This is a genomic window from Pseudomonas sp. GW821-FHT01D09, assembly GCF_059422465.1.
The window spans coordinates 134,975-160,755 of record NZ_JBWKWY010000002.1 but is presented as its reverse complement, the minus strand read 5'-3'; the positions used below and the strand labels follow the sequence as shown (position 1 = coordinate 160,755).

Sequence of the window (25,781 nt, the reverse complement as noted above, 5' to 3'; positions counted from 1 at the left end):
TGACAAAGCTGTCAAAGACCCCTGCCTACGCCGTCCCTAGGATTCAAGCCTTTCCTGGAACGACGAAGGCCATCATGCGTTCAAAAACGATCTACCTCGCTGCCACTTCTGTGTGCCTGCTCACCGGCACCCAACTGTCAGCCGCCACGGATTGGCAATACAGCCTGCACGCCGGGGCGGCCAGCCTGCCGCGCTACAGCGGCAGCAATGAGCGGATGACCGCGCCCGTGCTCGGCGCAAACATTGTCAGCCCGTGGGGGATTTTTCTCGATACTGACACGGGGTTGGGCTGGGGTTATGAGGATGACACCCTCAGTTTCAGTGCCTATGTCGGTGCCAGCGACGGGCGCAAGGACCGCAAGAAAAGCGGCCACCAGGGCTCCGATCGACTCAAGGGCATGGGCACTATAAAGTCCCGGCCGCAGTTTGGGATCAGTGCCAGCTATACCCTGGGCGCGGCAATCCTGGGCGCGACCCTGGAACATGCTCTGGAAGAAGATGACAAGAAAGACAGCGGCAAGGCCTTTACCTCATTGGAACTGAGCATCGGCACCCACCTGTATGACGGCGACTATGGCACCGTGGATGCCAGCCTCAACAGCCGCTTTGGCGACCGCAACTATGTGCAGACCTGGTATGGGGTGACCCCTGGCCAGGCCGCGCGCAGCCGCTTTCGCGCGTATGACGCCAAGGGTGGGATGGTCAGCCGCGGCTTGAGCCTCGATTGGAGCGTGCCGTTGGGCGAGCACACAACGTTCTCGACCTTGCTGGATGTGCAATATTTGTCGGGGGATGCGGGTAAAAGCCCGATTGTCGAGCGCCGGGTGCAAACCTCGGTGATGGGCGTGTTGAACTACACCTTCTGATTGGATAACCCAATCAAAAATGTGGGAGTGGGCTTGCTCCCACATTTTTTGATCTTCACAGGTTTTGAGAAGATCAGTCGGCATAAGCCCAGGTCATGCGGAACGACGCCCCGCCCCACTGCGAATCCAACACCTGCACCTGCCCGCCATGCCATTGGCTGACCCGCTGTACCAACGCCAGGCCCAGGCCAAAGCCACCGGTGCGGCGGTCGCGGCTGGCGTCCAGGCGCATAAAGGGCTGGAAGATTTTCTCCCGGCCTTCCTCGGGCACGCCGGGGCCGTCATCGCAGACGCGTACCTCATAACCACTGCCGAACTTGACCAACGACACCTCCACCCGCTGCTCGGCATAACGAATGGCATTGCGCAGCAGGTTGATCACCGCGCGCGCCATAAACCGTGGTTCGATCTGGATAAAATCGACTTCACAGGTGCGCAACGACAACTGCACGCCTTCGGCCTCGGCTTCCAGGGCCACGCTGCCAATCACACTGTCGAGCCAGCTTTGCGCCTCGATACTCTCGCGGGTGACCTGTGTCGCGCCACGCTCAAGGCTGGCGTAGGTCAGCAGTTCGGACACCATTTCCTCCAGCTCGCCAAGGTCGGCGTACATGTCGCCGATCAACGCGCGGCTCTGGCGTGGGTCTGCTTCCTGCTTGAGCTGGTCGAGTTCAAACGACAGGCGCGCAATGGGCGTGCGCAATTCATGGGACACCGCATTGGTCAGCTCGCGCTGGTTGGCAATCAGGTGCTCGATGCGCTCGGCCATCTGGTTGAAGTGCCCGGCCAACTCACGCACGCTTGAGCGGCGCGGCAACAGGATGCGCGAGCCCAGGTCATTGTCACCGAAGCGCTGGGCCGCCAGGCGGATATGCTCCAGGTCGCGCCAGTGCGGACGCACCCAGAAATACAGGACGATGGCCAGGCACAGGCCCAACAGGATATAGGCCCACAGGTACAGCCAGCGCGGCTCCTCCGGCAGCTTGACCTGAAGCAGTTGCGCGCCACCGTCGATTTCGGTGATGAACTCCATGAAATCGCCGCGTACCACCAACTTGCCATCGGCCAGCAATTGTTGCTCGCGGGGGTCGAGGCCCGCCGTGTTGCGCTCAATAAAGCCCAGGCGCAAGCCATAGTGCTGTTGCAGCTCGGCCAGGCGCGCCTCGCGGGCCGCGCCAGCCGGCAACGGGCGCAACTGCTCCACCAGGCCATAGGCCGGGCCGCGCATGGCTTCGCGGTTGTAGGTTTCGTTGGCCTCGGGCAGCAATTCGTCGAAGGTGTAGTTCACCAGCCAGATCGCCCCGGCCAGGCCCAGGGCCAGGATGATGTACAGACGCAGGAACAGGCGCAGCATCGGGTTAGACCTCCCAGGCAAACGGGTTGAACAGGTAGCCCTTGCCCCAGATGGTCTTGATGCACACCGGCTCACGGGGGTTGTCGTTGAGTTTGTTACGCAGCTTGCTGATATACACATCGACACTGCGGTTGAGCCCATCGAAGGCGATCCCGCGCATGCGGTTGAGGATATCGTCGCGCGACAGGATCTTGCCCGCGCTGCTGGCCAGTAACCACAGCAGCTCGAACTCCATGGTGGTCAGGTCGATCTGCTCGTCACCCAGGCTCACCCCCCGGCAACTGCGGTCAATCGCCAGCCGGCCGAACGCCAGGGCGCCACGCACGGTTGGCTCCGGTACCTGACGCCGCTGCAAGGCCCGCAGGCGCGCCAGCAACACCGGCGGCTTGATCGGTTTGATCACATAATCATCGGCACCGGACTCCAGGCCGAGGATATGGTCCAGGTCATCTTCCTTGGCGGTGAGGATCACGATGGGGGTGTCGGACACATTACGGATCTCGCGGCACACATGCAGACCGCTCTGGCCGGGCAGCATCAGGTCGAGCACGACGATCTTGGGCTTGAAGGCAAGGAAGGCAGCGAACGCCTGGTCACCGCGATACACGGTCGACACCTCAAAACCGTGCTGGGACAGGAAATGGGCGATCAACCCTGCCAGCTTCTCATCGTCCTCAACGAGCAATACCTTGCCAAGACCCAAGTTTTCCATAATTTCTCAGTGTGTAGAGGCGGATTCAAGAGCGGGTATTATAGATGGCATAGGGGCCGAAAAGTTAATACACACGGCGAAAATCTACTTTTCTCGAAGCATTCAAAAAACTTCATAATTTTAAAAGTTTTTAACATTTCGCTCATATTTTTTAACCCGGCAAATCGCTACATGCTCAAGCCGCGCGACAACTCAATGCAGACTTTTCTGACAGGATTCACTCACGGCAACTTGGGAAATTTCACCACTAACATTTATTTGTCTCGCAATCTATATTTTCACCCCGCAATGACAGATAAAAAACATCTCTACTATTTGATAGCCCAGCAATACCAATAAAACCACCCATGCGCTTTCGGTGAAAGCCAATGCGCGAACAAACTTTAAACTTCATACCAAAGGAATTAATATCATGCGACACTGCACACCCACCGCTCACAACCAAACTGCTCTCCTCTACACCCTCACTAACAAGCCACTCACTTAATGCAAACATTCGCTATATAGCACCATTTTTTATTTTTTACATGCTTTTGAAGACGGATAGCCGTTTATGCCCTTATATCACGACGTCATCAAAAAGAATGCCATCAACTATCCGGACAAGTGTGCTATTGCCCTGGATGCGGTCCACTACAGCTATGAGGAGCTTCACGCTCGGACACTAAAAATTGCCCATGTTCTGATGGCTAACGGCGTTCAACCGGGCGATCGGGTAGCACTGTATTCACCTATTTGCATCGACCTGATCGCTGCCTACCTGGCAGTACTGCATGTGGGTGCGATTACAGCCGCAACACACCCGACTTATAGTCGCGAAAAACTGGTGTATCAACTCAAGCACACAGGTGCCAGGGTTCTGATCACCCATCCTTTCGAGGCGCTGGAAACGCTGTGCCTGGAAACCGATTTAACACGCATCATACTTATCGGTAACGAAGAGACGCAGCACCCGAAGGTCATCTCTCTTGACCTAGCAGTATCAGCGCTACAAACCCTAGACACGACGCTTCCCGAGCTGCAGGACGACACTTGCGTCACGTCGATCTTCTATACTTCCGGCTCGACATTCAACCCAAAGGGTGTGGTCGTCAACCATCGCATCATGGTCGCAGCGACAACGAGTGTTACGACCTACCTGAACAACACGCCAGACGACGTGATCCTCAGCTATTCCACATTGGCGTCCGACTACGGCGTGTACAACATCTTGATGCCGCTGTATTTCGGTGGGACTTCAGTGATTGAAAGCCGACAGCCGCAGGTTGCGGAGGACGTGCTGGAGGTGGCAAAGCGCGAAAGGGTGACTGGCATACATATCTTTCCTCCTATATTTTTCCTGCTGGCCAATATGAAAGAGTATTGGCAACGACAGTTGCCTGCGCTGCGCTATATTTCCAGCAGTGGCCAGCCCCTGTATTCCCGCCATATAAAGCGCATTCGTGCTGCCCTGCCGGATATTTCGATTTACTCTAATTACGGAATGACTGAATGTAAACGTGTCAGCTACTTGCCACCTGAAGACATTGATGAACACCCTACTTCAGTTGGCAAACCTTTGCCGGGAGTGAAGGCATTTATTATCAGTGATCAGGGTGAACTGGTTTTACAACCAAACATTATCGGCGAACTGTGGGTGACCAGCGATTACTTGATGCTGGAATATTGGAAAATGCCGGAAGCAACTAGCGCCGCGATTAAAAATCATGTTTTCGGCGAAGAAAAACTTTATCGTACCGGTGACCTATTCAAAATGGATGAGCGAGGATTCCTCTATTACATAGCGCGTAAAGACGATGTCTTCGCGCGCAATATATGGAATGTCAATCCACGCGAAATAGAGCAGTGCCTGGCCTCGCACCCAGCTGTCGCCCAAGTGGTTGTGGTGCCAGTAGCCGATGAGTCTGCCGGTTTTTTACCGAAGGCGTGTGTAGTGCTGGAACGTGGCTACGACTCAAGTTGCGAAGCTGCGTTGCATGAACACTGCAAACAGCTCATGGACTGGCATATGGTCCCCGCGCAATGGGCATTCATGGATAGATTGCCCCAGACCGACTCAGGCAAAACCTCTGGCAAAGACGTAGCTGAGATCAAGGAGCGATAAAATGAACCCTCTGAACAATTTCACACTCGATGCAGAATTACAAAACAGCCCAATGTTAAAACTGGCCGAGCATTTTCACAGTCTGGCCACTGGCGCGGCGCAGGTTCCCTCCCGCTCACTGACCAGTCATATACGCGATACCATCGTTGACTCAGCTGTCATCACCTACCACGATCTATTAGTCGCAAACGCTGGTCCGCTGTTTTCGCATTTCCTGGCTAGCGTCCCTTACATTCTTGAGGAAATGGCTCGAATCGGCGTAGCACTGACAAGGCTTTCCCACGCACGCCGTACAACTTCAGAGCAACGCTTCAGTTTTTTTGAGATCGATGCCTTCGACGGTAGCAATGGCCGCGCACTGGCGGCACATTCCCAAGGGCTGATTCAGACACTGACCTGCTCGCCTAATCGCGCCAACCAGATCGCCTTTGACCGATTTGCCAACCCTGAACATTCGCTGTTCTTTCCACACTCTTTCTTCAAGGTCACCTCCTCGTTGTTCAACTCGACGCCCTATCAACGATTTGTCGAGGGGTTTGATTATCTCTACGAGACTGCTGCATTCCAGTTTTACACCCAGGACCGCGATTTGCAGTTACAACATATCAAGCCGTTGCTTAAACCAGGTGGCCTGGCGTTCTTTCTGGAAAAACTCAATCACGCCGACCATCAGGAATTCCTGCGCCGAGAAGCGCTGAAGGATGAAGGCTTCAAAGCGCGCTATTTCACCGCCGAGGAAATCGAGTGGAAACGCAAACAAATGCTGGAGCAAATGGAAAACGGGCAAGTACTCATGAATGTTTTGGTTGCAGCCCTCCAGCGACAGTTCAAGTACGTAGTGCTGTTATGGAATAGCACCAATTTCTGCGAATTCGTCGCATCAGACGATCACGCCCATATCGAGCACTTCATCGAACTGCTAGGCCCGGTAAATCAACCCAGCAGCTTTTGCTTTGAACAGGTGGCACTTGGTAAACATTCGGAAAAGGAAGTACCTAATGCCTGATGCCTATCTATCAAGGTGGCGCGAGCGGGCCGCCCTTGCGGATAAAAACCGTAGATTGAGTGATGAAACATTGGGTGAGTTGCGCTCAAGCGGCTTGTTGGACTTGGTGTGCCCACGTCGAGCCCAACCAGGCGTGCCGGGCTGGCCAGCGCTGGTGAGATCATCAAGAACTGCCGCCAGAGCTTGTGCATCGACAGGCTGGTTGATCAGCTTGGTGGGCGGGCATGCCGCTATCGCTGCGCGGCTGAACCCATCGGTTGAAGCGAAGCTCTACGATGACGGTACGCCCCAGCTGTTTGCATCCGCATCAGTGGGGCCAGGCTGTAAATTGTCGTTTGAGCCTGAAGGTATGCGTGTCAGTGGTCGCTGGCGTTTCAGCTCCGGCATCGAACATGCAACGTGGTTGATCCTCAATGCCCAGTGCCCCAACCATCCCACGGCAGACGCCAGCACTCGTTTCCTGGTTGTAGTCTCGAAAAAAGAGATTGCTGTCCTCGACTCTTGGGACTCCATGGGCATGCGTGCCACGGGCTCTCATGACGTAATGACGCCCGGGTTACTGGTGCCTCATCACGAGGTTTTCCCACTGCACGAAGTGTTCGGCCCACGACCAACGGGAACCGCGAGTGATTACCTGTACAGCGTCCCCATCATGCCCTTCATCACGACCTCGATCATAGGCCCACTGCTGGGCTGCGCTGAGGGCGCCTATGAACTCCACCTCCAGGCACTTGCGCGGCAAACTACACCCCCGTCAGTCATGGCCCTTGAACGCGTGGCCCACAGTGGGGCGCAGTTGACAGCGGCGAGTGCGCTTTTTGATTCACTGCTCAATCGTTTACATGATTCAGGCCTGACACGTCGTGCACTCACCGCCCCCCAACTGTCAGCCCTCAAACGTGATCGCAGCTATCTCGCTCGCCAATGTGTCGAAGCGGTGCGACGGCTGGTAGAACACAGCGGCGCCTCGTTGATGGCCAGTGACAATCCACTGCATCGTCACTGGCGGGACCTGCAAACGATGGCGGCTCACCGTGACGTGCACTGGGACTCGGCGATGCTGGCCAGCGCTACGTCAGAACTCCATTGCTCCCTTTAGCCCCAAGGAGAAGACAAATGTTTATTCGCAATAAGAGCGAGATCGAGAACACTGGCCACTTTGTTGAATGGGGTGCGGGAACCAGCCACCGCCTGCTGACGGAAAAAGACGGAATGGGCTATACCATTTGCCATACCGTTGTACGTGCAGGCACTGAGTCACTGCTGCACTACCGCAACCATCTGGAAGCCTGCTATTGCATTGCGGGTGAAGGAGAGGTCGAAGATATGGACGGCAATATCTACCAGATCCGCCCTGGAGACATCTACGTCCTTGACCAGCATGACCGACATTATCTGCGCGGGGGCCGGCACGAAGACTTGGTATTGGTAAGCGTGTTCAATCCACCGCTCAAGGGAGATGAACGCCATAACCTCAGTGACACCTCTGGTTCAAGCTATTGATCGGCTTCTGGTTGCCCCTTTGATTCACCGAAACGAGAGCACCATGCGCAAGGATTACCTGGCTTTTTTTGTCTCGCTGTTCCTGTCACGGCTGGCAGACCAGATTCTGCTGTTCATTGTGCCGTTGATCGTGTTCCAGACCACCAACAGCGTAGCGTGGGCCGGGATGGCGTTCTTCATCGAGTCTCTGCCGCGATACCTGGCGTTCCCGGTATGCGGGGCATTGTGCGACAAGTTTTCGCCCGTGCGCATTCTGCATATCAGCCAAGTCTACCGAGCACTGGCGTGTTTGGTGGCTGTATCGCTGCACGGGATGTTCGACGGCATTTATTGGTTGGTGATCCTGTCTGCGCTGTGCGGGGTACTGACTACCCAGGGCATCATGGCGAGGGAAGTCGTCATGCCGCATATTTTCAAGCATTACACCTACGCCAAGACCCTCTCCTACTCGCAAATCGCCGACCAGAGCGGCCTGGTGCTGGGGCCACTGGTGGCCGCGCTGATGTTGGAGGTGTGGGCCTGGCATTGGGTGGTGCTGGGAATTGCCGGGCTGTTTGTGCTGGCAGACCTGGCAATGCTGATCTGGCAGCGCAATACCACAGTGAATCTCGAAAGCCACGCACAACACCGGGGTATCTGGCTGCAACCGATGCGCACCGCGCTCGGACATATCCGCAACCTGGCGGAGCTCAAGCGCGTTATTGCCCTGGCGGTCGGCGTGAATTTGATCATTGGCGTGACGCTGGCCACCTCCGCCGCTATGGTGACCGGCCTTTACGCGGCCGGCAAAGATGCCTACGCGCTGCTGCAGGCTGCCAGCGCGGTGGTGACCATCGGCATTCTGTTTTACCTGGCGCGCTCGACCCTACCGTTGAAGGTCCTGGGCGGGCTGTCGTATTCGATGATTGGGGTTGGGGCATTGATAATGGCGATCAGTCCCAACCTTTGGCTGTACACCCTGGGCTTTCTGCTGGTCACCGGCTTCGACAAGATGTTCAACGTGTATATGCGCAGCATCCGTCAGCGGGTAATTCCCGTGCAAGATTTCGGCAAGACGGTGGGCGTGATCACCTTGTTCAACAACCTCGCGCAGCCATTGGCGGGCCTGGCAATTGCCGTGCTGGCGGCACCTTTTGGCACGCAAACGGTGATCCTGCTGCTAGCCGGCATCACCGCGCTGATCGGCGTGGCAGTGGCCTCAGGCCGGCACGCCACTATGAAAGCGAAACTCGATATCCGGTGATTCGATCAGTTCCTGCTCGGCGGCGCGGACCCGCTCGATGACCTGGGCCACATCCTTGGCCTCGCCATATTGATAGGCCAGCTTCAGATAGCCCTGGAAGTGCCGCGCCTCGCTTTTGAGCAGGCCAAAGTAGAACTTGCCGAGCTCTTCGTCCAAATGCGGCACCAGTGCCTCGAAACGCTCGCAACTACGCGCTTCGATAAAGGCTCCGACCACCAGGGTGTCCACCAGCTTGACCGGCTCGTGGCTGCGCACCACCTTGCGCAAGCCCGAGGCATAGCGGCTGGCGTGCAACTGGCGCAGTTCGATCTTGCGCTTTTTCATCAGGCGCATGACTTGCTCGTGGTGCACCAGCTCTTCACGGGCCAGGCGCGACATCATGTTGATCAGGTCGACATGGGCGTGGTACTTGGCAATCAGGCTCAAGGCGGTGCTGGCGGCCTTGAATTCGCAATTCTTGTGGTCGATCAGCAGGGTTTCCTGGTCGGCCAGGGCGGCCTGGACCCAGGCGTCGGGGGTGCGGCAACCGAGGAATTCATGGATTTCGGGCAGGTTCATCGGGCTCACGGGCAAAGGATCACAAAAGGCCGCCGATTATACCGACCCCGCCGCAGACCACCAGTCACGGGGCTTGATGTGTATCAACATGACGTACGGCGGGCAGCAACTATAGTTGTCCGAAGCCTTGCCCTTCCCACCCTTGGAGATCCCACTCATGAACGATATTGGCAAAATCCTGGTGATCATCGAACCCGATCACTCGGAAAGCCTGGCCCTCAAGCGCGCCAAGCTGATCGCCGGGGTGACCGGCGCGCATCTGCATTTGCTGGTATGCGATAGAAAACATGAGCATTCGGCGTTATTGGCCTTACTCAAAGAACAATTGTTGGCCGATGGCTACAAGGTCACCACCGAACAGGCCTGGAACAGCAGCCTGCAGGACACCATCATCGCGACGCAGCAGGCCGAAGGCTGCAAGCTGGTGATCAAGCAGCACGCCCCCGACAGCCCGCTGAAAAAGGCCCTGCTGACGCCGGCCGACTGGAAACTCTTGCGTTGGTGCCCGGCTGCGGTGCTGTTGGTCAAGACCGCAACCCCATGGACCAATGGGGTGATCCTGGCGGCTATCGATGTGGGTAGCCTCGATAACGAGCATAAAGCCCTGCACGCCGCCATTGTCGATCATGGTTTTGACATTGCCAGCCTGGCCAAGGGCCAACTGCATGTGATCAGCGCCCATCCCTCGCCCATGCTGTCGGCAGCCGATCCGGTGTTCCAGCTCAAGGAAACCATCGAGGCCCGCTATCGCGAGCAGTGCAAGGCGTTCCAGGCCGAATTCGACATTGACGACAGCCACCTGCATATCGAAGAAGGCCCGGCGGATGTGCTGCTCCCTCATATGGCCCATAAACTGCGAGCAGCCGTCACGATCATTGGCACCGTGGCGCGCACCGGGATTTCCGGGGCCTTGATTGGCAATACAGCGGAAGTGGTGCTGGATGCGCTGGAGAGTGATGTGCTGGTGCTCAAGCCCCAGAGCATCATCGATCACCTGGAGGAACTGGCCAGTCAGGAATAACGCAGATCAGAAATGTGGGGCTTGCCTGCGATGGCGACTGGTCAGTAACCGGTGGGCTGACTGGCCCACCGCCATCGCGGGCAAGCCCGCTCCCACAGGGGATCTCGGCAGTGCCGGATAGTTTGGCCACACCACAGAACAAATGTGGGAGCTGGCTTGCCTGCGATGGCGGCGGGTCAGTAACCGGTGGGCTGACTGGCCCACCGCAATCGCGGGCAAGCCCGCTCCCACAGGGGATCTCGGTAGTGCAGGATAGTTTGGCCACACCCCATTTTGATCGGTGTCTTCAGCCAGAAAGTGCGTCCTTGAGGAAGCCTGGCGCGATATAGCGCTGGTAATGGGCCTCAGAGAGGATAAAAAACTCCCGATCAATGGCATCGCGCAACGCCGGCAGGTTCCACTCGCGAAACTCCGGCATCAGCACCATGCCATAGGCTTCTAGGTTGTTGATCACCCGCGCGCCCCGGGCGATCAACTGGTAGGCCCAGCAGTATTCAGACTGGTGCGGCACAAAGCGAATTTTACGCTGCTCCAGCTGCCAGCGCAGGCGTTTGGGGTCGAACACCTCCAGTTTGCCCGCCATGACCTGCACCAGCAGTTGCTCAAGCCGCAGCCATACCGCGCGTTTTTCTTCCTCGCCATAGCCGTTCCACTGGATCACTTCGTGGTGGAAACGCTTGCAGCCGCGACACACGAGATCGCCGTAAACCGTGGAGCACAGGCCGATGCAGGGGGTCTTGATGGTGTGGTTGGACATGGGTGGCAATGCACAAATCAGCGAAACAGTGGCCCATGTTAGCCCTTTGTCTAAGGTTCATCACCCTGCAAACTTGCTGCGGCAACTTACCTTTAGAATTTTTTTGCCGTAGAATCATCCGGCCTTGTAAGGCGCCAAATAATCCGTTGGAAGCTGTTTTCAAAGCGTCACGAGCACAGTCGTTCCTTCAGAACGGTGTTGGCGCTGGTTATTTACCCTCCAAATAACCAGCACCAACCCTCATCAGCTCCGTTCTGCAGGCGTAAAACTTTGAAAGCAGCTTCTGTGAGAAATGCCGGCAGCACTGGCTCTACGGCCCAAAAAGCCCCCGAGCGCATGTGTGCCGTGCATGTCTGGATGAGCGTCCCGTGGGACCACTGATGAGGGTAATAACTGTGCTTGAAGCCTACCGCAAACATATCGAAGAGCGTGCAGCCCTGGGTATCGTTCCCCAGCCGCTAAACGCCGAACAAACCGCAGGCCTGGTCGAGCTGCTGAAAAATCCCCCGGCTGGCGAAGAAGAGTTCCTCGTTGACCTGATCACCAACCGCATTCCACCAGGCGTTGACGAAGCCGCCTACGTCAAGGCCGGTTTCCTGTCTGCCCTGGCCAAGGGCGAAGTCTCTTCCCCCCTGATCGACAAAAAACGCGCTGTTGAACTGCTCGGCACCATGCAAGGCGGCTACAACATCGTGACCCTGGTCGAACTGCTGGACGACGCCGAACTGGCCGCCGTTGCAGCTTCCCAGCTCAAGCACACCCTGCTGATGTTCGATGCGTTCCACGACGTCGCGGAAAAAGCCAAGAACGGCAACCCGCACGCCAAGGAAGTGATCCAGTCCTGGGCCGACGGCGAGTGGTTCAAGAACCGCCCGACCCTGGCCGACAAGATCAGCCTGCGCGTGTTCAAGGTCACTGGCGAAACCAACACCGACGACCTGTCCCCTGCTCCCGATGCCTGGTCCCGTCCTGACATCCCGCTGCACGCCCTGGCCATGCTGAAAATGGCCCGTGAAGGCATCGTGCCGGACGAGCAAGGCAAGACCGGCCCGATGAAGCAGATCGAAGAAATGCGCGGTCAGGGCTTCCCGATCGCCTACGTCGGTGACGTGGTCGGCACCGGTTCGTCCCGTAAGTCGGCGACCAACTCGGTGCTGTGGTTCTTCGGCGACGACGTGCCCTTTGTTCCGAACAAGCGCGCTGGCGGCTTCTGCTTCGGCAGCAAGATCGCTCCCATCTTCTACAACACCATGGAAGATGCCGGCGCACTGCCAATCGAATTCGACGTGACCAACATGCACATGGGCGACGTGATCGACCTGTACCCGCATGCTGGCAAAGTCTGCAAGCACGGCACCGATGAAGTCCTGACCACCTTCGAAATGAAGACCCCGGTCCTGTTGGACGAAGTCCGTGCCGGCGGCCGTATCCCGCTGATCATTGGCCGTGGCCTGACCGAGAAAGCGCGCACCGAGCTGGGTCTTGGCCCTACCGACCTGTTCAAGCTGCCTGAAGCTCCTGTCGACACCGGCAAGGGTTTCACCCTGGCCCAGAAAATGGTCGGCAAGGCCTGCGGCCTGCCAGAAGGCAAAGGCGTTCGTCCAGGCACCTACTGCGAACCGAAGATGACCACCGTCGGCTCCCAGGACACCACCGGTCCCATGACCCGTGATGAACTCAAAGACCTGGCGTGCCTGGGCTTCTCCACCGATCTGGTGATGCAGTCCTTCTGCCACACCGCGGCCTATCCAAAGCCAATCGACGTGACCACCCACCACACCCTGCCTGACTTCATCATGACCCGTGGCGGTGTATCCCTGCGTCCAGGCGACGGCATCATCCACAGCTGGCTGAACCGCATGCTGCTGCCGGACACCGTGGGTACCGGTGGTGACTCCCACACCCGTTTCCCGATGGGCATCTCGTTCCCGGCCGGTTCTGGCCTGGTCGCGTTCGCCGCAGCCACTGGCGTAATGCCACTGGACATGCCGGAATCGATCCTGGTGCGTTTCAAAGGCAAAATGAAACCTGGCATCACCCTGCGTGACCTGGTGCATGCCATTCCTTACTACGCGATCCAGTCCGGCCTGCTGACCGTTGAGAAGAAAGGCAAGAAAAACGCCTTCTCCGGCCGCATCCTGGAAATCGAAGGCCTGAACGACCTAACCCTGGAGCAGGCTTTCGAGCTGTCCGACGCCTCGGCCGAACGTTCGGCTGCCGGTTGCACCATCAAGCTGTCCAAAGACTCCGTCACCGAGTACTTGAACTCCAACATCACCCTGCTGCGCTGGATGATCGGCGAAGGCTACGGCGATGCCCGTACCCTGGAACGTCGTGCCCAAGCGATGGAAGCCTGGGTTGCCAACCCAGAGCTGATGGAAGCCGATGCCGACGCCGAATACGCCGAAGTCATCGAGATCGACCTGGCTGAAATCAACGAGCCTATCCTCTGCGCACCAAACGACCCGGACGACGCCCGTCTGCTGTCCAGCGTGGCTGGCGAGAAGATCGACGAAGTGTTTATCGGTTCGTGCATGACCAACATCGGTCACTTCCGTGCGGCCGGCAAGTTGCTGGAACAGGTCAAGGGTCAGCTGCCAACCCGTCTGTGGCTGTCGCCGCCGACCAAGATGGACGCTCACCAACTGACCGAAGAAGGCTACTACGGCATCTACGGCAAGGCTGGCGCGCGTATGGAAATGCCGGGCTGCTCGCTGTGCATGGGTAACCAGGCACGGGTTGAGCCGAACTCCACCGTAGTGTCGACGTCGACCCGTAACTTCCCGAACCGCCTGGGTGACGGCGCGAACGTCTACTTGGCCTCGGCCGAGCTGGCGGCAGTCGCTTCCACCCTGGGTCGCCTGCCGACCGTCGAAGAGTACATGGGCTACGCGGCGAAACTGGACACCATGGCCAGTGACGTCTACCGCTACCTGAACTTCGACCAGATCGCCGAGTTCCGCAAAATCGCTGCAAGCGCCAACATTCCGGTGGTTCAAGCCTAAGGTTTGCTGATGTAAAAAACGCCGTATATCGCAAGATACGCGGCGTTTTTTTATGCCTGGAGAAATGTGGGACCTGTTGTGGCCTCATCGCGGGCAAGCCCGCTCCCACAAGGGTCTCAGCGAGGTAGGGAATTTTGGACACACCACAAAACAAATGTGGGAGCAGGCTTGCCTGCGATAGCGGTGGATCAGTCGACAGCTTAATTGACTGACCCACCTATATCACGGGCAAGCCCGCTCCCACACAAGCCCACCTTTTAGAGCCGTACAACCTCGGGGGCTTACGCCGCCAGGGAGTACACCAACGCGGTAATCGCCACCAAACCTACCGCCGTGACAAACACATTGGACATCTGCCCACGGTACTTGGCCATGGCCGGCACCTTGCGGATCGCGTACATCGGCATCAGGAACAGGATCGACGCAATGATCGGCCCACCCAGGGTCTCGATCATCCCCAGGATGCTCGGGTTCAGCGTGGCGACGATCCAGCACACCACCAGCATGAAGCCTGCGGTCATGCGGTCCAGTGCCTTGGCGCCCGGACGGCGGCCGCTCTTGACGATCAAGCCCTTGAGGCCTTCGCTGGCGCCGATGTAGTGGCCCAGGAACGACTTGGCAATGGCCACGAAGGCAATCAACGGCGCGGCAAAGGCGATGGTCGGGTTGTCGAAGTGGTTGGCCAGGTAGGACAGGATCGACAGGTTCTGCGCCTTGGCTTCGGCCAGTTGCGCCGGTGACAGGGTCAGTACGCAGCTGAACACGAAGAACATCACCATCACCACCATCAGCAGATGGGCCCGGCACAGGATCTGCGAGCTGCGCTCTTCGGCGTGGCCGCCGTACTGGCGTTTCTGGTCAACGGCAAAGGCCGAGATGATCGGCGAGTGGTTGAACGAGAACACCATCACCGGAATCGCCAGCCACAGCGTATGCAGCAGTGCCGATGGCGCGGGGACGCTGCTGGCGGTGCTGAGGATGCCGCCGTTCCAGTGCGGCACCAGGTACACCGCCAGAAACAGCAAGGCGACAATAAACGGATAGACCATCAGGCTCATGGCCTTGACGATCACCTGCTCGCCGCAACGCACCACGGCCAGCAGGCCCAGGATCAGGACAAAGGACAAGAGTGCCCGCGGCGGTGGCTCGATATGCAGTTGGTGTGACATGAAACTGCCCACCGTGTTGGTCAGCGCCACACTGTAGATCAGCAGGATCGGGAAGATTGCAAAGAAGTACAGCAACGTGATCAAGGCCCCGGCCTTGATGCCAAAGTGCTCTTCAACCACCTCGGTGATGTCCGAGCCTGCACGGCCCGACAACACAAAGCGGGTCAGGCCACGGTGCGCGTAGTAGGTCATCGGGAATGCCAACAGCGCAAGGATCAGCAACGGCCAGAAGCCGCCAAGGCCTGCGTTGATGGGCAGAAACAAAGTACCGGCGCCAATCGCCGTGCCGAACAGGCCAAGCATCCAGGTCGTGTCCTGGCGGCTCCAGCCCGTGAGGGTTACAGGTGTCGTTGCGTAGCGTTCATCGACGCTATTGGCCTGATCATTCATCCGCTCGGATCTCCGCTTTCATACGACCGCAACGAGTCAGAAAAACCTGACAGGCAGCGCCACGACCGTAACAAGGGCGCGATTGTCCAAGATTCGCTTGAATAAGCAAAGACTTAGCTGAGCAATGGTTGTACGGAGCAGATAAATCTGATTGACGACAAATTGTTTGAGTCGGGAACGTTACGCCAGCGACGCCCACTCAGTGGAGGCGGTACAACAACCCTTGGAGACTCAAGCATGACGACTACAGAGCTGAACCTGTCCAATGCCGGCCAGTTGGTCGATATCATCACCAACCACATTGCCGATCAAATAGCGGCACAAAACAAGCCCAAACCACCACAGACGGAGACCTTCTCGTTTAACGGCATTGAATATGCTGCCGCGCCCAAGCCTCGCAACACCATGATCCCCACGCCGCGAATCGGCTAAGGGTTTGCAATCTACCCAGGGCACGGATCTATTGCGCTATAGATTCGTCGCCCTCTGCCCATGCCTTAAAGGCCAATCAGCCAACAATCGAAACTCAAACAAGAGGTTTATAAATCTTTAAACCACGTAAGCTAATTCGCTTTAATTGTAGGAATCAACCTACACCCTCCAAAAACCTCATCCTCAACATTAAAATTATCTTTTAACTTATTACCACTGGATTTGTTACAAACATATACCCAGGTATTGATAGCGCTTCTCATCAGACCTATATTTCCCCCGCTGCCCATGCAGGCAACAACAAGAACAAAAACCAATAAAATTCCATACCGGAGTTATTTAATGCGTAAATACAATGCTGTTTTTGCAGGCCTGTTTCTCGCGGGATTGCTCAGCCCGCTTACCAGCCAGGCACAATGGGCAACGTCCGATATCCGCGCATTGGCCTCCTCCCCTCAGTGGTTGACCACCAAGGTCTATATCGAGGGCGCCCCCCACGTAGACGTCAAGGACAAGTACCCGGGGGTGGTGGGCATCTCCATGTGGGACCCGGAGCGCAATCGCTATGAGTTCTTCTATGCCGACACGGGGCTGTCAAAGTATGAGCATGGCGGCGGCGGTTATTTCCTGGTCACGGGCGACCGGAAAAACCATATCCTGGTGCCCGACAAAGGCCCGATCAGAAGCGTGGTGCGCCGACTGGAGGTCTTGAACAACGAAGAGTTCACCTACTCGCGGGAGGTTCCTCGCGACATGCTCGAAACCAATGAAACCGTGCGTATCTATGTTGTTCACGCGCCTTACAAAGGGCCGATCAAAACCTCCACTTCCCACTAACTTTTATTAACACCCCATACAACATTCATAAAACCAACAAAAAGACGCCCGCCTATGAAAACCCAACTCAAGTCTTTACTGATATCTACCGTATGGTTATCCGCCCTTATTTCGAGCGGTGCCGGTGCACAGCCGATAGCCAAGGAACCTGTTGCCACTCCCGACAACGCAGTCATGCTGACCGTATTTCTAAAACATGATCAGTCCCGCCCATTAAGCGAACTAAGGGCACAACTTGCCAAACAGGAATTCTATAAAGTATTTCCACCGGCAGGGGTAGAGGTTGTCAGTTGGAACATCACCATGGGTATCGGACAAGTCATCGTCCTGCGCCTGCCTGCCTCTCGCCTGTCAGCGGTCAACCTGGCATTGGAAAACACCGCATGGGGAACCTACAGGACCGAGTTTTTCCCGACCTATGATTTCAAGGAAATCGCCCAGGCAGAACAGAACAAGGTGCGACAAGCCCAATAACGTCCGCGTCGATGCCCAGCGTCTTCAGCCTGTGCAGACGCTGGCATCCCCATGCCAAGGCCTTCCGTCCGGGGAGGATCTTTCACCCGCAGGCATTTCGCACGCCAGAAAATGCCGCATAATCCAGGTATCAAACCCCACAACAAGAGCCGCCCCATGCCCGCCACTGTTCTGGTCCTGGTTGAAACCATTAATGACTACCTGCCGATCATCGAAAGCAATGGCTTTCATGTGATCCTGGCCCCAACGCCCGCCGAGCGCAGCCAGGCCATCAAGACCCATGGCACGCAGATCCAGGCCGTGCTGACCCGTGGCCCGTTGGGCTTGTACGCCGAAGAGATCGCCGCCCTGCCCTTGCTGGAAATCATCTGCGTGATCGGCGCGGGCTATGAGCAGGTCGACCTGCAGGCCGCCAGCAATCGTGGGATCGTGGTGACCAACGGTGCCGGGGTCAATGCACCGTCGGTGGCGGATCACGCCATGGCGCTGCTGCTGTCGATGGTGCGTGACATTCCCCAGGCCGATGCCGCGGTTCGGCGCAGCGAATGGCCCAAGGTCATGCGCCCGTCCCTGTCCGGCAAACACCTGGGCATCCTCGGCCTAGGCGCCGTCGGCCTGGCGATCGCCAGGCGCGCGGCGCTGGGGTTTGACATGCAAGTCAGCTACCACAGCCGCCAACCCCGTAGCGATGTGGACTACACCTACTGCGCCACCCCGGTGGAACTGGCCCGCACCTCGGATTTCCTGGTCATTGCCACCCCCGGCGGCCCAGGCACCCGTCACCTGATCGACCGCCAGGCCCTGGATGCCCTGGGCCCCAACGGTTTTTTGGTGAACATCGCCCGTGGCAGCGTGATCGTTACCGCCGACCTGATCAGCGCCCTCGAACAACGGCGCATTGGCGGGGCGGCGCTGGATGTGTTCGATGATGAGCCCAACGTGCCCGACGCCCTCAAGCGGCTCTGCAACACCGTACTCACCCCCCATGTGGCCGGGCTGTCGCCGGAAGCGGCCCACGACACCGTGCAACGGGTGGCGGACAACCTGCTCGCCTACTTTGCCGGGCGCCCGGTACTCACACCGGTCGCCTTGCCTGCGCCCGAAAAATGACCGATCAGGCACGCTGATTGTCGTCCAACACGCTAGCCTATTAAGCCGTCACAGCCTTGTGGCGGGTTGGCTGTGCGCATTAGATTAGCCAATAGTCCAAGGCCTCAAGAATAAGCAGAAGGGATAAGCATGGCGCTCAATGACCAATCCACCCAGATCCGCCCCGGCGAAGAACTGGATGCCAGCCTCATCGACCCCTACCTCAAGGCCCACATCCCTGGCCTGAGTGGCAGCGCCAAAATCAGCCAGTTCCCGGGCGGCGCCTCCAACCTGACCTACCTGCTGGAATACCCCGAACAGGAATTCGTCCTGCGCCGCCCGCCCTTTGGCCACAAGGCCAAGTCGGCCCATGACATGGGCCGGGAATTTCGCATCCTCAACCAGCTCAAGGATGGCTTCCCCTACTGCCCCAAGGCCTACGTGCACTGCACCGACGAATCGGTGATCGGCGCCGAGTTCTATGTGATGGAGCGGGTCAAGGGCATCATCCTGCGCTCGGACCTGCCGCCGGAGCTGGGTCTGGACGCCACGCGCACCGAAGCCTTGTGCAAGAGCTTTATCGACAAGTTCGTCGAGCTGCACCAGGTGGACTACACCGCCTGCGGCCTGGCCGACCTGGGCAAGCCCGAAGGCTACGTGGCGCGGCAGATCCGCGGCTGGAGCGATCGCTACGAAAAAGCCCTGACCCCCGACGCCCCGAAATGGGCAGCCGTGCGCGCCTGGCTCAACGACAAGATGCCCGCCGACCACCCCACGTCCAGCATCGTGCACAACGACTATCGCTTCGACAATGTGATCCTCGACCCCGACAACCCGATGCAAATCATCGGCGTGCTGGATTGGGAACTGACCACCCTGGGCGACCCGCTGATGGACCTGGGCAACAGCCTCGCCTACTGGATCGAAGCCGCCGACCCCGCGCCCGTGCAACTGATGCGCCGCCAGCCGAGCAATGCCCCCGGCATGCTCACCCGCCGTCAGTTTGTCGACTATTACGCCGAGCGCTCAGGCATCCAGATCGACAATTTCGACTTCTATTACACCTACGGCCTGTTCCGCCTGGCCGGTATCGTGCAGCAGATCTACTACCGCTTCTACCATGGCCAGACCCAGGACAAACGCTTCGCGCAGTTCATTCACATGAACGCGTTGCTGGAGCAGATGAGCCTGAACGTCATCCACCAATCCACGCTCTGACCTGACAAGGAACCACCATGTCCAAGACCCACCTGTTCGACCTCGACGGCAAGATCGCTTTTGTCTCCGGCGCCAGCCGTGGCATTGGTGAGGCCATTGCCAAACTGCTGGCCCAGCAAGGCGCCCATGTGATTGTCTCGAGCCGCAAGATCGACGGCTGCCAGCCTGTGGCCGACGCGATCATCGCCGCTGGCGGCAAGGCCACGGCCATTGCCTGCCATATCGGCGAGATGGCGCAGATCAATGAGGTGTTTGCCGGCATTCGCCAGCAGTTCGGGCGCCTGGACATCCTGGTCAACAACGCCGCCACCAACCCACAGTTCTGCAACGTACTGGACACCGACCTCGGCGCCTTCCAGAAAACCGTCGACGTGAACATCCGCGGCTACTTCTTCATGTCGGTGGAAGCCGGCAAGCTGATGCGGGAAAACGGCGGCGGCAGCATCATCAACGTAGCCTCGATCAACGGCATTTCTCCAGGGCACTTCCAGGGCATCTACTCGGTGACCAAGGCCGCCGTGATCAATATGACCAAGGTGTTTGCCAAGGAATGCGCGCCGTTCGGCATCCGCTGCAACGCCCTGCTGCCGGGCCTGACCGACACTAAGTTCGCCTCGGCGCTGGTGAAGAACGAATCGATCCTGAACATGGCCCTGGCCCAGATCCCCCTCAAGCGCGTAGCCGACCCCAGCGAAATGGCCGGCGCGGTGCTGTACCTGGCCAGCGATGCCTCGACCTATACCACCGGCGTTTCGCTGAATGTGGACGGCGGCTTCCTCTCCTGACCCCACCTCACTGTGGGAGCGGGTCAGTTGATGGTTTGTTGACTGATACACCGCTATCGCGAGCAAGCCCGCTCCCACAGCCTTTACATGCGAGTAACCTTGGCAGGATTGACCGCCACGGGACGAAACATGGAACTGCACCTCGTCATCCAGGGCCGCAAGGACCTGGCCGAACAGCTTTACCAGCAACTGCGCGACGCCATTGACTCAGGGCGCCTGGCCGCCGGCGCGCAATTACCCCCCAGCCGCTTGCTGGCCGAGCAACTGGGCGTGTCGCGCAAGACTGTATCCGACACCTACACCACCCTGACCTATGAAGGCCTGCTGATCGGCAAGATCGGCCGCGGGACGTTCGTCAATACCCATGTGCCGCGCACCAAGGGCCTGCAAAGTGCGGCCGACCTGGCCTGCGCCGCCAACCTCGCCAAGTGGCAGGCACTGCCCTCGCCCATGCGCCATCCAACGCGGGACAGCCTCTTGCGTTGCGAATTCATCGGCGGGGCCACCACCCGTAGCCTGTTCCCCCAGGACGAATGGCGGCGCTGTACCCAGGACGCCCTGCGCCGCATCGCCCGCAACAGTGGGTTCTATGGCCAGCCCGAAGGGCTGCCGGCCTTGCGCCATGGGATTGCCGGGCACATCGCGTTTTCCCGTGGGGTCAACTGCCGGGATGACGACATTGTGGTGTGCAACGGCGCGCAACAGGCCCTGGACCTGATCGCCCGCGTGGTGCTTGAGCCCGGCAGCATCGTGGCCATGGAAGACCCCGGCTACGCCCCCGCACGCTTGATGTTTGAAGCCATGGGCGCCACGGTGGCCGGCGTACCGCTGGACGACCAGGGGATTCAGGTCGCGTTGATTCCCGAGGGCACACGGCTGATCTACGTCACCCCCTCCCACCAGTTCCCCCTGGGCATCCCGATGAGCCTGCCGCGTCGCGTCGCCCTGCTGGAACGTGCACTGGCGCTGGGCGCGATTGTGATCGAGGACGACTACGACAGTGAGTTCCGCTATGAAGGCCGCCCCACCGACGCCCTGCAAAGCATGGACACCCGGGGCATCGTCGCCTATGTCGGGACCTTCTCCAAAACCCTGCTGCCCGAGCTGCGCCTGGGCTATGCGGTGCTACCCCCGGCCATCCGCGGGGCAGTGCTCAAGGCCAAGCAATTGAGCGACCAGCACACCTCGACACTGCCGCAATGGGCCCTGGCCAAGTTCATCAGCGAAGGCTACCTGCTCAAGCATATCCGGCGCTGTCACGCCGTCTACACCATCCGCCGCGAGCGCATCCTCAGCCGCCTGGCCGGCGACCTGTCGCCCTGGTTCGAGGCCGTGCCCAGCGTGGCCGGGTTCCACCTGGCGGCGCTGTGCAAAGTGCCCGTGAATATCCCCTTGCTGATCGAACGGGCGCGCCAGGTGGAAGTCGGGCTGTATCCACTGGATGTGTTTTTCCATGAGGCGCCGGTGCGCAGTGGCCTGATCATCGGCTTCGGCGCCATCGAAACCCTGGATATCGACCCGTCCCTGGACAAGGTGCGCGATATTCTGCAGCAGATGGGCTGAGGAAGCGTTCAGGGGCGCTTGAAGTGACGCCGCAGGTCCTCAATTTGCGGCCGACAGAGGCAACCTTCAAGATGGTCATTGACCATCCCCATCGCCTGCATGAACGCATACATCGTCGTCGGCCCGACAAACGTCCAACCGCGCTTTTTCAAGGCCTTGGACAGGCGCACCGAGGCCGGCGATGTCGGGTTACCCGTCCAATAAGCCAGATCCACCACGGCCGGACGCTCGCCGGCCGCCGGCTCGAACGCCCACAGCCACGCCGCCAGCGAGCCGTGTTCATCCACCAGCTTACAGGCCCGGCGCGCATTGTTGATGGTCGAGACGATTTTCGCCCGATTGCGCACAATCTCCGGGTCGGCCATCAAGCGCTGGATATCCTCCTCGGTGTACTGCGCCACCCGGCGAAAATCAAAGCCGGCAAACGCCCGGCGAAAGTGCTCGCGCTTACGCAGGATGGTGATCCACGCCAGACCGGCCTGGAAGCCCTCCAGGCAGATCTTCTCGTACAGCGCACGATCATCGGCAACCGGCACGCCCCACTCGTGATCGTGGTAATCGGGGTACTCGGCAGCAGCCGTACGCCATGTACAACGGGTCAGCCCCGCTTCATCGGTTGTCAGTCCTGGCTTATCCATGCATCACCTCAGCGGCCAAGCCGGGGATGATAAGCGAAAAATTTTACAAGCCGCCAACCGCTCAAGCATCACGCTTACCGAGCAACTGGTAAGACCGGAAGGCATAAACACCCCCGCAGCCCCTTGTAGTTTGCAAAAACACAAGCGTAGACTGGCCACGCACTGGACTTACCGGTAAGACCACAACAATTAAGCCCTGGACCCACCAGGGCACCGAATAGAGATCCTCCCCATGCTCAGATGGTGCTCGCGTTCGATTTTCCTGCAAGTCGTCATAGGCCTGATGCTCGGCATCGCTTGCGGCTTGGCCCTTCCCGAATTCTCCTCACAACTCAAACCCCTGGGTGACGGCTTTATCAAGCTGATCAAGATGCTGATCGGCCTGATCGTGTTCTGCGTAGTGGTCAGCGGCATTTCCGGTGCCGGCGACCTGAAGAAAGTCGGGCGCATCGGCCTCAAGTCGGTAATCTACTTTGAAATCCTCACCACCATCGCCCTGGTCCTCGGGCTGGTGCTGGCCTTCAGTACCGGGATCGGCAGCGGCGCCAATATCCACCTGGAGCAGCTGTCTTCCGCCGGCCTCAATGAACTGGCGGATCGCGGCCAGCATATCAAGGGCACCAGCCAGTTCCTGATGGACCTGATCCCCAACTCGGTGATCGGCGCGTTTGCCGACAACAACGTGTTGCAGGTACTGCTGTTCTCGGTGCTGTTTGGCAGCGCGCTGAACCTGGTGGGGGAAGCGGCCTCGGGCATTTCGCGACTGATCAACGAACTGAGCCATGTGATCTTCCGCATCATGGGCATGATCGTGCGCCTGGCGCCCATCGGGGTCTTCGGCGCCATCGCGTTTACCACCAGCACCTACGGCCTGGACTCGCTGCAGCACCTGGGCAGCCTGGTGGGCTTGTTCTACCTGACCTGCATGGCCTTCGTCGCGCTGATCCTGGGCACGGTGATGCGCCTGTCGGGCCTGCGCATGCTGCCTTTGCTCAAATACCTGCGTGAAGAGCTGCTGATCGTGATGGGCACCGCCTCGTCCGATGCGGTGTTGCCACAGATCATGCGTAAACTGGAGCACCTGGGCATCGGCAGTTCCACCGTCGGCCTGGTGATCCCCACCGGCTACTCGTTCAACCTCGATGGTTTCTCGATCTACCTGACCCTGGCCATCGTGTTTATCGCCAACGCCACCGGTACGCCGTTGTCGATGACCGACCTGTTGACCATCCTGCTGGTGTCGCTGATCACCTCCAAGGGCGCCCACGGCATACCGGGCTCGGCCCTGGTGATTCTGGCCGCCACCCTGACTGCCATCCCCGCCATCCCGGTGGTGGGCCTGGTGCTGGTGCTGGCGGTGGACTGGTTCATGGGGATTGGCCGCGCGATGACCAACCTGATCGGCAACTGCGTCGCCACCGTGGCCATTGCCCGCTGGGAAAAGGACATTGATATCGAGCGGGCCAACAAGGTGCTCGACGGGCAGCAAGGGTATGCGTTCCAGGCCAAGAAGCCGGTGTTGCCGGCGCACCAGGAGTTCTGAGCAGCAACACAAATAGAATGTGGGAGTGGGTTTGCTCCCACATTTAAGCATCGCCAGTTTCAATAAAGTAAGGAGTCCACGGCGTGATCAGCACCTCAACCGTCGTCAATTCAGTCGTAGAAAAACTGCGCGCCGCCCTGGCCCGAGGTCAATGGCGGCGTGGCGAAATGCTGCCCGGCCAGCGCGAACTGGCGGAACAACTGGGCATCAGCCGCCCCAGCCTGCGTGAAGCGGTGATCGTCCTGGAAACCCTCGGCCTGGTGCGCTCGATGCCCGGCAAAGGCGTGGTCGTGCTGGAGACCCACGTCAACGAACCCCAGGCCCATGACGCCGTGGCCGATGCCAGCCTCGCCGATATCCTGCAACTGCGCTACACCCTGGAGCCGTTTATCGTCGGCCTGGTGGCCCAGTCCATCACCAGCAAAGAGATCGGCCAACTGCGCCTGACCCTGATGGACATGCGCGAAGCCCTGGAGGCCCACGACAGTGAAGCGGGGATGAACGCCTACATCGCCTTCCACGAAGAACTGTTCGCCCTGACCTCCAACCCGATCTTCCAGAACGTGGTGCAGCAGACCAGCAATGCCCTCAAGCAAAGCGCCCAGGTGTTGCGCAACTCCCCCGAACACCTGGCCGAGCGCCTGCAGGAAAACGAAGCCGTGGTGCGCGCGATCCGCAATAAGAACAGCGCCCTGGCCAGCGCCGAAATGCGCCGCCATATCCTCAACGAAGGCCAGCGCATGGGCACGGCCCTGAACATTCCCGACGACCATCTCGGCAACTGACCCTGGAGACCGGCCATGAGCGCTCACGCCCTGCAACGCCCTATCGTTGTCACCGCCCCGCCCGCCATGCGCCTGGTGCCCGGCAAGCGGCCGTCGGTGGACGACCTTTACCCACGGCTGTTCGATGCCATCCTCGAACAACGCATCGTGCCCACCAGCCGCTTTACCGAAGAAGGCCTGGCCCAGGCGTTTGGCGTCAGCCGCAGCGTGCTGCGCCGGGTCCTGGCGCGCCTGGCCGAGCAGCAGGTGATCATCCTGCGCCCCAACCTGCGCGCCCAGGTGGCGGCACCGGATGCCGAGCAGGTGCAACATATCCTGGAGGCGCGGCGCTTGATGGAAGTGAGCGTGGTGCAATTGGCGTGCGTACAGGCCACCCCCGGGCAGGTGCGGCGTTTGCGTGAGCTGCTGGCCCGCCAGCGGACGAGCGTCGAGCAGGGCCAGCAAGGTGCGGCCATTCGCCTGTGTGGCGAGTTTCATCTGTTGCTGGCGACCCTTGCGGGGAACCGGCCATTGGCGCAGTTTCTCAATAGCCTGGTGCCGTTGACCTCGCTGGTCATTGCCCGACAAGGGGCGTTCACCGGCGCCTGGCTTGAGCAGGCAGAGATTGTCGAAGCGGTGGAGCGACGGGATGCGAGTACGGCAGCATGCTTGATGACCCGGCATCTGGATCATCTGCAAGCAAAACTCGCGTAAGCCCATAGAGATTAAAATGTGGGAGCTGGCTTGCCT

The 25,781-nt window shown here is 58.9% G+C and carries 24 protein-coding genes; 18 read left to right on the top strand and 6 right to left on the bottom strand.

The annotated features are described in order from the left end of the window. Window positions 1-74 precede the first annotated feature (74 nt). On the top strand, window positions 75-866 hold the full coding sequence (locus AC07W7_RS03350) for a MipA/OmpV family protein (protein WP_169899216.1): 792 nt from the start codon (window positions 75-77) through the stop codon (window positions 864-866). 73 nt (window positions 867-939) lie between these two features. Here AC07W7_RS03350 and AC07W7_RS03345 read toward each other — a convergent pair whose 3' ends face one another. Further along, window positions 940-2,220: an ATP-binding protein gene (locus tag AC07W7_RS03345; RefSeq protein WP_076963987.1), complete on the bottom strand. Its 1,281-nt coding sequence runs from the start codon at window positions 2,218-2,220 to the stop codon at window positions 940-942. Window positions 2,221-2,224: 4 nt separating this feature from the next. Then, the gene (locus AC07W7_RS03340) at window positions 2,225-2,932 is read right to left on the bottom strand and encodes a winged helix-turn-helix domain-containing protein (protein WP_495038672.1); all 708 of its coding nucleotides are present in this window, start codon (window positions 2,930-2,932) and stop codon (window positions 2,225-2,227) included. A 553-nt stretch (window positions 2,933-3,485) separates the two neighbouring features. On the opposite strand from AC07W7_RS03340, the gene AC07W7_RS03335 reads away from it, so the two are divergent. Genes AC07W7_RS03335 through AC07W7_RS03315 form a run of 5 tightly spaced genes read left to right on the top strand, consistent with a single transcriptional unit; the run spans window position 3,486 to window position 8,788 of the window. Then, on the top strand, window positions 3,486-5,036 hold the full coding sequence (locus AC07W7_RS03335; protein WP_207303158.1) for a class I adenylate-forming enzyme family protein: 1,551 nt from the start codon (window positions 3,486-3,488) through the stop codon (window positions 5,034-5,036). 1 nt (window position 5,037) lies between these two features. Further along, window positions 5,038-6,042 carry a hypothetical protein gene (locus AC07W7_RS03330; protein ID WP_099170706.1) on the top strand — a complete coding sequence of 335 codons (1,005 nt, stop codon included), beginning with the start codon at window positions 5,038-5,040 and terminating at the stop codon, window positions 6,040-6,042. Continuing rightward, window positions 6,035-7,141, top strand: a complete 1,107-nt coding sequence (locus AC07W7_RS03325) for an acyl-CoA dehydrogenase family protein (RefSeq protein ID WP_083743087.1) — start codon at window positions 6,035-6,037, stop codon at window positions 7,139-7,141. The genes AC07W7_RS03330 and AC07W7_RS03325 overlap by 8 nt, the downstream gene beginning before the upstream one ends. Window positions 7,142-7,158: 17 nt before the next feature. After that, window positions 7,159-7,545 carry an ectoine synthase gene (locus tag AC07W7_RS03320; protein ID WP_076963984.1) on the top strand — a complete coding sequence of 129 codons (387 nt, stop codon included), beginning with the start codon at window positions 7,159-7,161 and terminating at the stop codon, window positions 7,543-7,545. A gap of 43 nt (window positions 7,546-7,588) precedes the next feature. Continuing rightward, on the top strand, window positions 7,589-8,788 hold the full coding sequence (locus AC07W7_RS03315; protein ID WP_076963983.1) for an MFS transporter: 1,200 nt from the start codon (window positions 7,589-7,591) through the stop codon (window positions 8,786-8,788). Here the strand turns inward: AC07W7_RS03315 and AC07W7_RS03310 are convergent. After that, on the bottom strand, window positions 8,744-9,346 hold the full coding sequence (locus AC07W7_RS03310) for a MiaE family protein (protein ID WP_076963982.1): 603 nt from the start codon (window positions 9,344-9,346) through the stop codon (window positions 8,744-8,746). The two genes, AC07W7_RS03315 and AC07W7_RS03310, sit on opposite strands and share 45 nt — an antisense overlap. Before the next feature lie 157 nt (window positions 9,347-9,503). Between AC07W7_RS03310 and AC07W7_RS03305 the strand changes: the two genes are divergently transcribed. After that, a complete protein-coding gene (locus AC07W7_RS03305) occupies window positions 9,504-10,367 on the top strand; it encodes a universal stress protein (RefSeq protein WP_099170705.1) in 864 nt (287 codons plus the stop codon). Between the two features lie 286 nt (window positions 10,368-10,653). On the opposite strand, the gene AC07W7_RS03300 is transcribed toward AC07W7_RS03305, so the two are convergent. After that, the gene (locus tag AC07W7_RS03300; protein ID WP_169866475.1) at window positions 10,654-11,124 is read right to left on the bottom strand and encodes a DUF1289 domain-containing protein; all 471 of its coding nucleotides are present in this window, start codon (window positions 11,122-11,124) and stop codon (window positions 10,654-10,656) included. Window positions 11,125-11,519: 395 nt separating this feature from the next. On the opposite strand from AC07W7_RS03300, the gene acnB reads away from it, so the two are divergent. After that, window positions 11,520-14,129 (top strand): bifunctional aconitate hydratase 2/2-methylisocitrate dehydratase, encoded by a 2,610-nt coding sequence (gene acnB, locus AC07W7_RS03295; protein WP_495038825.1) that lies wholly within the window; start codon window positions 11,520-11,522, stop codon window positions 14,127-14,129. A gap of 281 nt (window positions 14,130-14,410) precedes the next feature. Here acnB and AC07W7_RS03290 read toward each other — a convergent pair whose 3' ends face one another. Beyond that, window positions 14,411-15,688 (bottom strand): serine/threonine transporter, encoded by a 1,278-nt coding sequence (locus AC07W7_RS03290; RefSeq protein ID WP_099170703.1) that lies wholly within the window; start codon window positions 15,686-15,688, stop codon window positions 14,411-14,413. Window positions 15,689-15,925: 237 nt separating this feature from the next. Here AC07W7_RS03290 and AC07W7_RS03285 point away from each other — a divergent pair, with 237 nt between their 5' ends. The 7 genes from AC07W7_RS03285 to pdxR all read left to right on the top strand — a co-directional run bounded on the left by AC07W7_RS03285 (window position 15,926) and on the right by pdxR (window position 22,086). Continuing rightward, a complete protein-coding gene (locus tag AC07W7_RS03285; protein ID WP_169866476.1) occupies window positions 15,926-16,120 on the top strand; it encodes a hypothetical protein in 195 nt (64 codons plus the stop codon). A gap of 342 nt (window positions 16,121-16,462) precedes the next feature. Further along, window positions 16,463-16,957 (top strand): DUF4822 domain-containing protein, encoded by a 495-nt coding sequence (locus tag AC07W7_RS03280; RefSeq protein WP_076963976.1) that lies wholly within the window; start codon window positions 16,463-16,465, stop codon window positions 16,955-16,957. Window positions 16,958-17,011: 54 nt separating this feature from the next. Next, on the top strand, window positions 17,012-17,431 hold the full coding sequence (locus tag AC07W7_RS03275; RefSeq protein ID WP_076963975.1) for a hypothetical protein: 420 nt from the start codon (window positions 17,012-17,014) through the stop codon (window positions 17,429-17,431). Between the two features lie 156 nt (window positions 17,432-17,587). Then, window positions 17,588-18,541: a 2-hydroxyacid dehydrogenase gene (locus AC07W7_RS03270; protein ID WP_495038671.1), complete on the top strand. Its 954-nt coding sequence runs from the start codon at window positions 17,588-17,590 to the stop codon at window positions 18,539-18,541. 129 nt (window positions 18,542-18,670) lie between these two features. After that, a complete protein-coding gene (locus AC07W7_RS03265) occupies window positions 18,671-19,738 on the top strand; it encodes a phosphotransferase family protein (protein WP_197883584.1) in 1,068 nt (355 codons plus the stop codon). A 17-nt stretch (window positions 19,739-19,755) separates the two neighbouring features. Continuing rightward, window positions 19,756-20,523 (top strand): SDR family oxidoreductase, encoded by a 768-nt coding sequence (locus tag AC07W7_RS03260; protein ID WP_169866478.1) that lies wholly within the window; start codon window positions 19,756-19,758, stop codon window positions 20,521-20,523. Window positions 20,524-20,652: 129 nt separating this feature from the next. Further along, window positions 20,653-22,086, top strand: coding sequence for a MocR-like pyridoxine biosynthesis transcription factor PdxR (pdxR, locus tag AC07W7_RS03255; RefSeq protein ID WP_495038670.1), 1,434 nt, complete (start codon window positions 20,653-20,655; stop codon window positions 22,084-22,086). Window positions 22,087-22,094: 8 nt separating this feature from the next. On the opposite strand, the gene AC07W7_RS03250 is transcribed toward pdxR, so the two are convergent. After that, a complete protein-coding gene (locus AC07W7_RS03250; protein WP_495038669.1) occupies window positions 22,095-22,724 on the bottom strand; it encodes a DNA-3-methyladenine glycosylase I in 630 nt (209 codons plus the stop codon). Between the two features lie 232 nt (window positions 22,725-22,956). Between AC07W7_RS03250 and AC07W7_RS03245 the strand changes: the two genes are divergently transcribed. From AC07W7_RS03245 to AC07W7_RS03235, 3 genes are all read left to right on the top strand, one after another. Further along, on the top strand, window positions 22,957-24,267 hold the full coding sequence (locus AC07W7_RS03245; protein WP_076963969.1) for a C4-dicarboxylate transporter DctA: 1,311 nt from the start codon (window positions 22,957-22,959) through the stop codon (window positions 24,265-24,267). Window positions 24,268-24,350: 83 nt separating this feature from the next. Continuing rightward, on the top strand, window positions 24,351-25,052 hold the full coding sequence (locus AC07W7_RS03240; RefSeq protein ID WP_076963968.1) for a FadR/GntR family transcriptional regulator: 702 nt from the start codon (window positions 24,351-24,353) through the stop codon (window positions 25,050-25,052). A gap of 15 nt (window positions 25,053-25,067) precedes the next feature. Further along, a complete protein-coding gene (locus tag AC07W7_RS03235) occupies window positions 25,068-25,745 on the top strand; it encodes a GntR family transcriptional regulator (RefSeq protein ID WP_495038668.1) in 678 nt (225 codons plus the stop codon). Window positions 25,746-25,781: the final 36 nt, after the last annotated feature.

Excerpts from the sequence above, each read along its gene's own strand:
- AC07W7_RS03235 (WP_495038668.1), top strand. The coding sequence starts at position 25,068 with ATGAGCGCTCACGCCCTGCAACGCCCTATCGTTGTCACCGCCCCGCCC.
- AC07W7_RS03280 (WP_076963976.1), top strand. The coding sequence starts at position 16,463 with ATGCGTAAATACAATGCTGTTTTTGCAGGCCTGTTTCTCGCGGGATTG.
- AC07W7_RS03310 (WP_076963982.1), bottom strand. The coding sequence starts at position 9,346 with ATGAACCTGCCCGAAATCCATGAATTCCTCGGTTGCCGCACCCCCGAC.
- AC07W7_RS03345 (WP_076963987.1), bottom strand. The coding sequence starts at position 2,220 with ATGCTGCGCCTGTTCCTGCGTCTGTACATCATCCTGGCCCTGGGCCTG.
- AC07W7_RS03270 (WP_495038671.1), top strand. The coding sequence starts at position 17,588 with ATGCCCGCCACTGTTCTGGTCCTGGTTGAAACCATTAATGACTACCTG.
- AC07W7_RS03330 (WP_099170706.1), top strand. The coding sequence starts at position 5,038 with ATGAACCCTCTGAACAATTTCACACTCGATGCAGAATTACAAAACAGC.
- pdxR (WP_495038670.1), top strand. The coding sequence starts at position 20,653 with ATGGAACTGCACCTCGTCATCCAGGGCCGCAAGGACCTGGCCGAACAG.
- AC07W7_RS03245 (WP_076963969.1), top strand. The coding sequence starts at position 22,957 with ATGCTCAGATGGTGCTCGCGTTCGATTTTCCTGCAAGTCGTCATAGGC.
- AC07W7_RS03320 (WP_076963984.1), top strand. The coding sequence starts at position 7,159 with ATGTTTATTCGCAATAAGAGCGAGATCGAGAACACTGGCCACTTTGTT.
- AC07W7_RS03305 (WP_099170705.1), top strand. The coding sequence starts at position 9,504 with ATGAACGATATTGGCAAAATCCTGGTGATCATCGAACCCGATCACTCG.
- AC07W7_RS03350 (WP_169899216.1), top strand. The coding sequence starts at position 75 with ATGCGTTCAAAAACGATCTACCTCGCTGCCACTTCTGTGTGCCTGCTC.
- AC07W7_RS03290 (WP_099170703.1), bottom strand. The coding sequence starts at position 15,688 with ATGAATGATCAGGCCAATAGCGTCGATGAACGCTACGCAACGACACCT.
- AC07W7_RS03335 (WP_207303158.1), top strand. The coding sequence starts at position 3,486 with ATGCCCTTATATCACGACGTCATCAAAAAGAATGCCATCAACTATCCG.
- AC07W7_RS03340 (WP_495038672.1), bottom strand. The coding sequence starts at position 2,932 with ATGGAAAACTTGGGTCTTGGCAAGGTATTGCTCGTTGAGGACGATGAG.
- AC07W7_RS03300 (WP_169866475.1), bottom strand. The coding sequence starts at position 11,124 with ATGTCCAACCACACCATCAAGACCCCCTGCATCGGCCTGTGCTCCACG.
- AC07W7_RS03250 (WP_495038669.1), bottom strand. The coding sequence starts at position 22,724 with ATGGATAAGCCAGGACTGACAACCGATGAAGCGGGGCTGACCCGTTGT.
- AC07W7_RS03285 (WP_169866476.1), top strand. The coding sequence starts at position 15,926 with ATGACGACTACAGAGCTGAACCTGTCCAATGCCGGCCAGTTGGTCGAT.
- AC07W7_RS03275 (WP_076963975.1), top strand. The coding sequence starts at position 17,012 with ATGAAAACCCAACTCAAGTCTTTACTGATATCTACCGTATGGTTATCC.
- AC07W7_RS03260 (WP_169866478.1), top strand. The coding sequence starts at position 19,756 with ATGTCCAAGACCCACCTGTTCGACCTCGACGGCAAGATCGCTTTTGTC.
- AC07W7_RS03325 (WP_083743087.1), top strand. The coding sequence starts at position 6,035 with ATGCCTGATGCCTATCTATCAAGGTGGCGCGAGCGGGCCGCCCTTGCG.
- AC07W7_RS03265 (WP_197883584.1), top strand. The coding sequence starts at position 18,671 with ATGGCGCTCAATGACCAATCCACCCAGATCCGCCCCGGCGAAGAACTG.
- AC07W7_RS03315 (WP_076963983.1), top strand. The coding sequence starts at position 7,589 with ATGCGCAAGGATTACCTGGCTTTTTTTGTCTCGCTGTTCCTGTCACGG.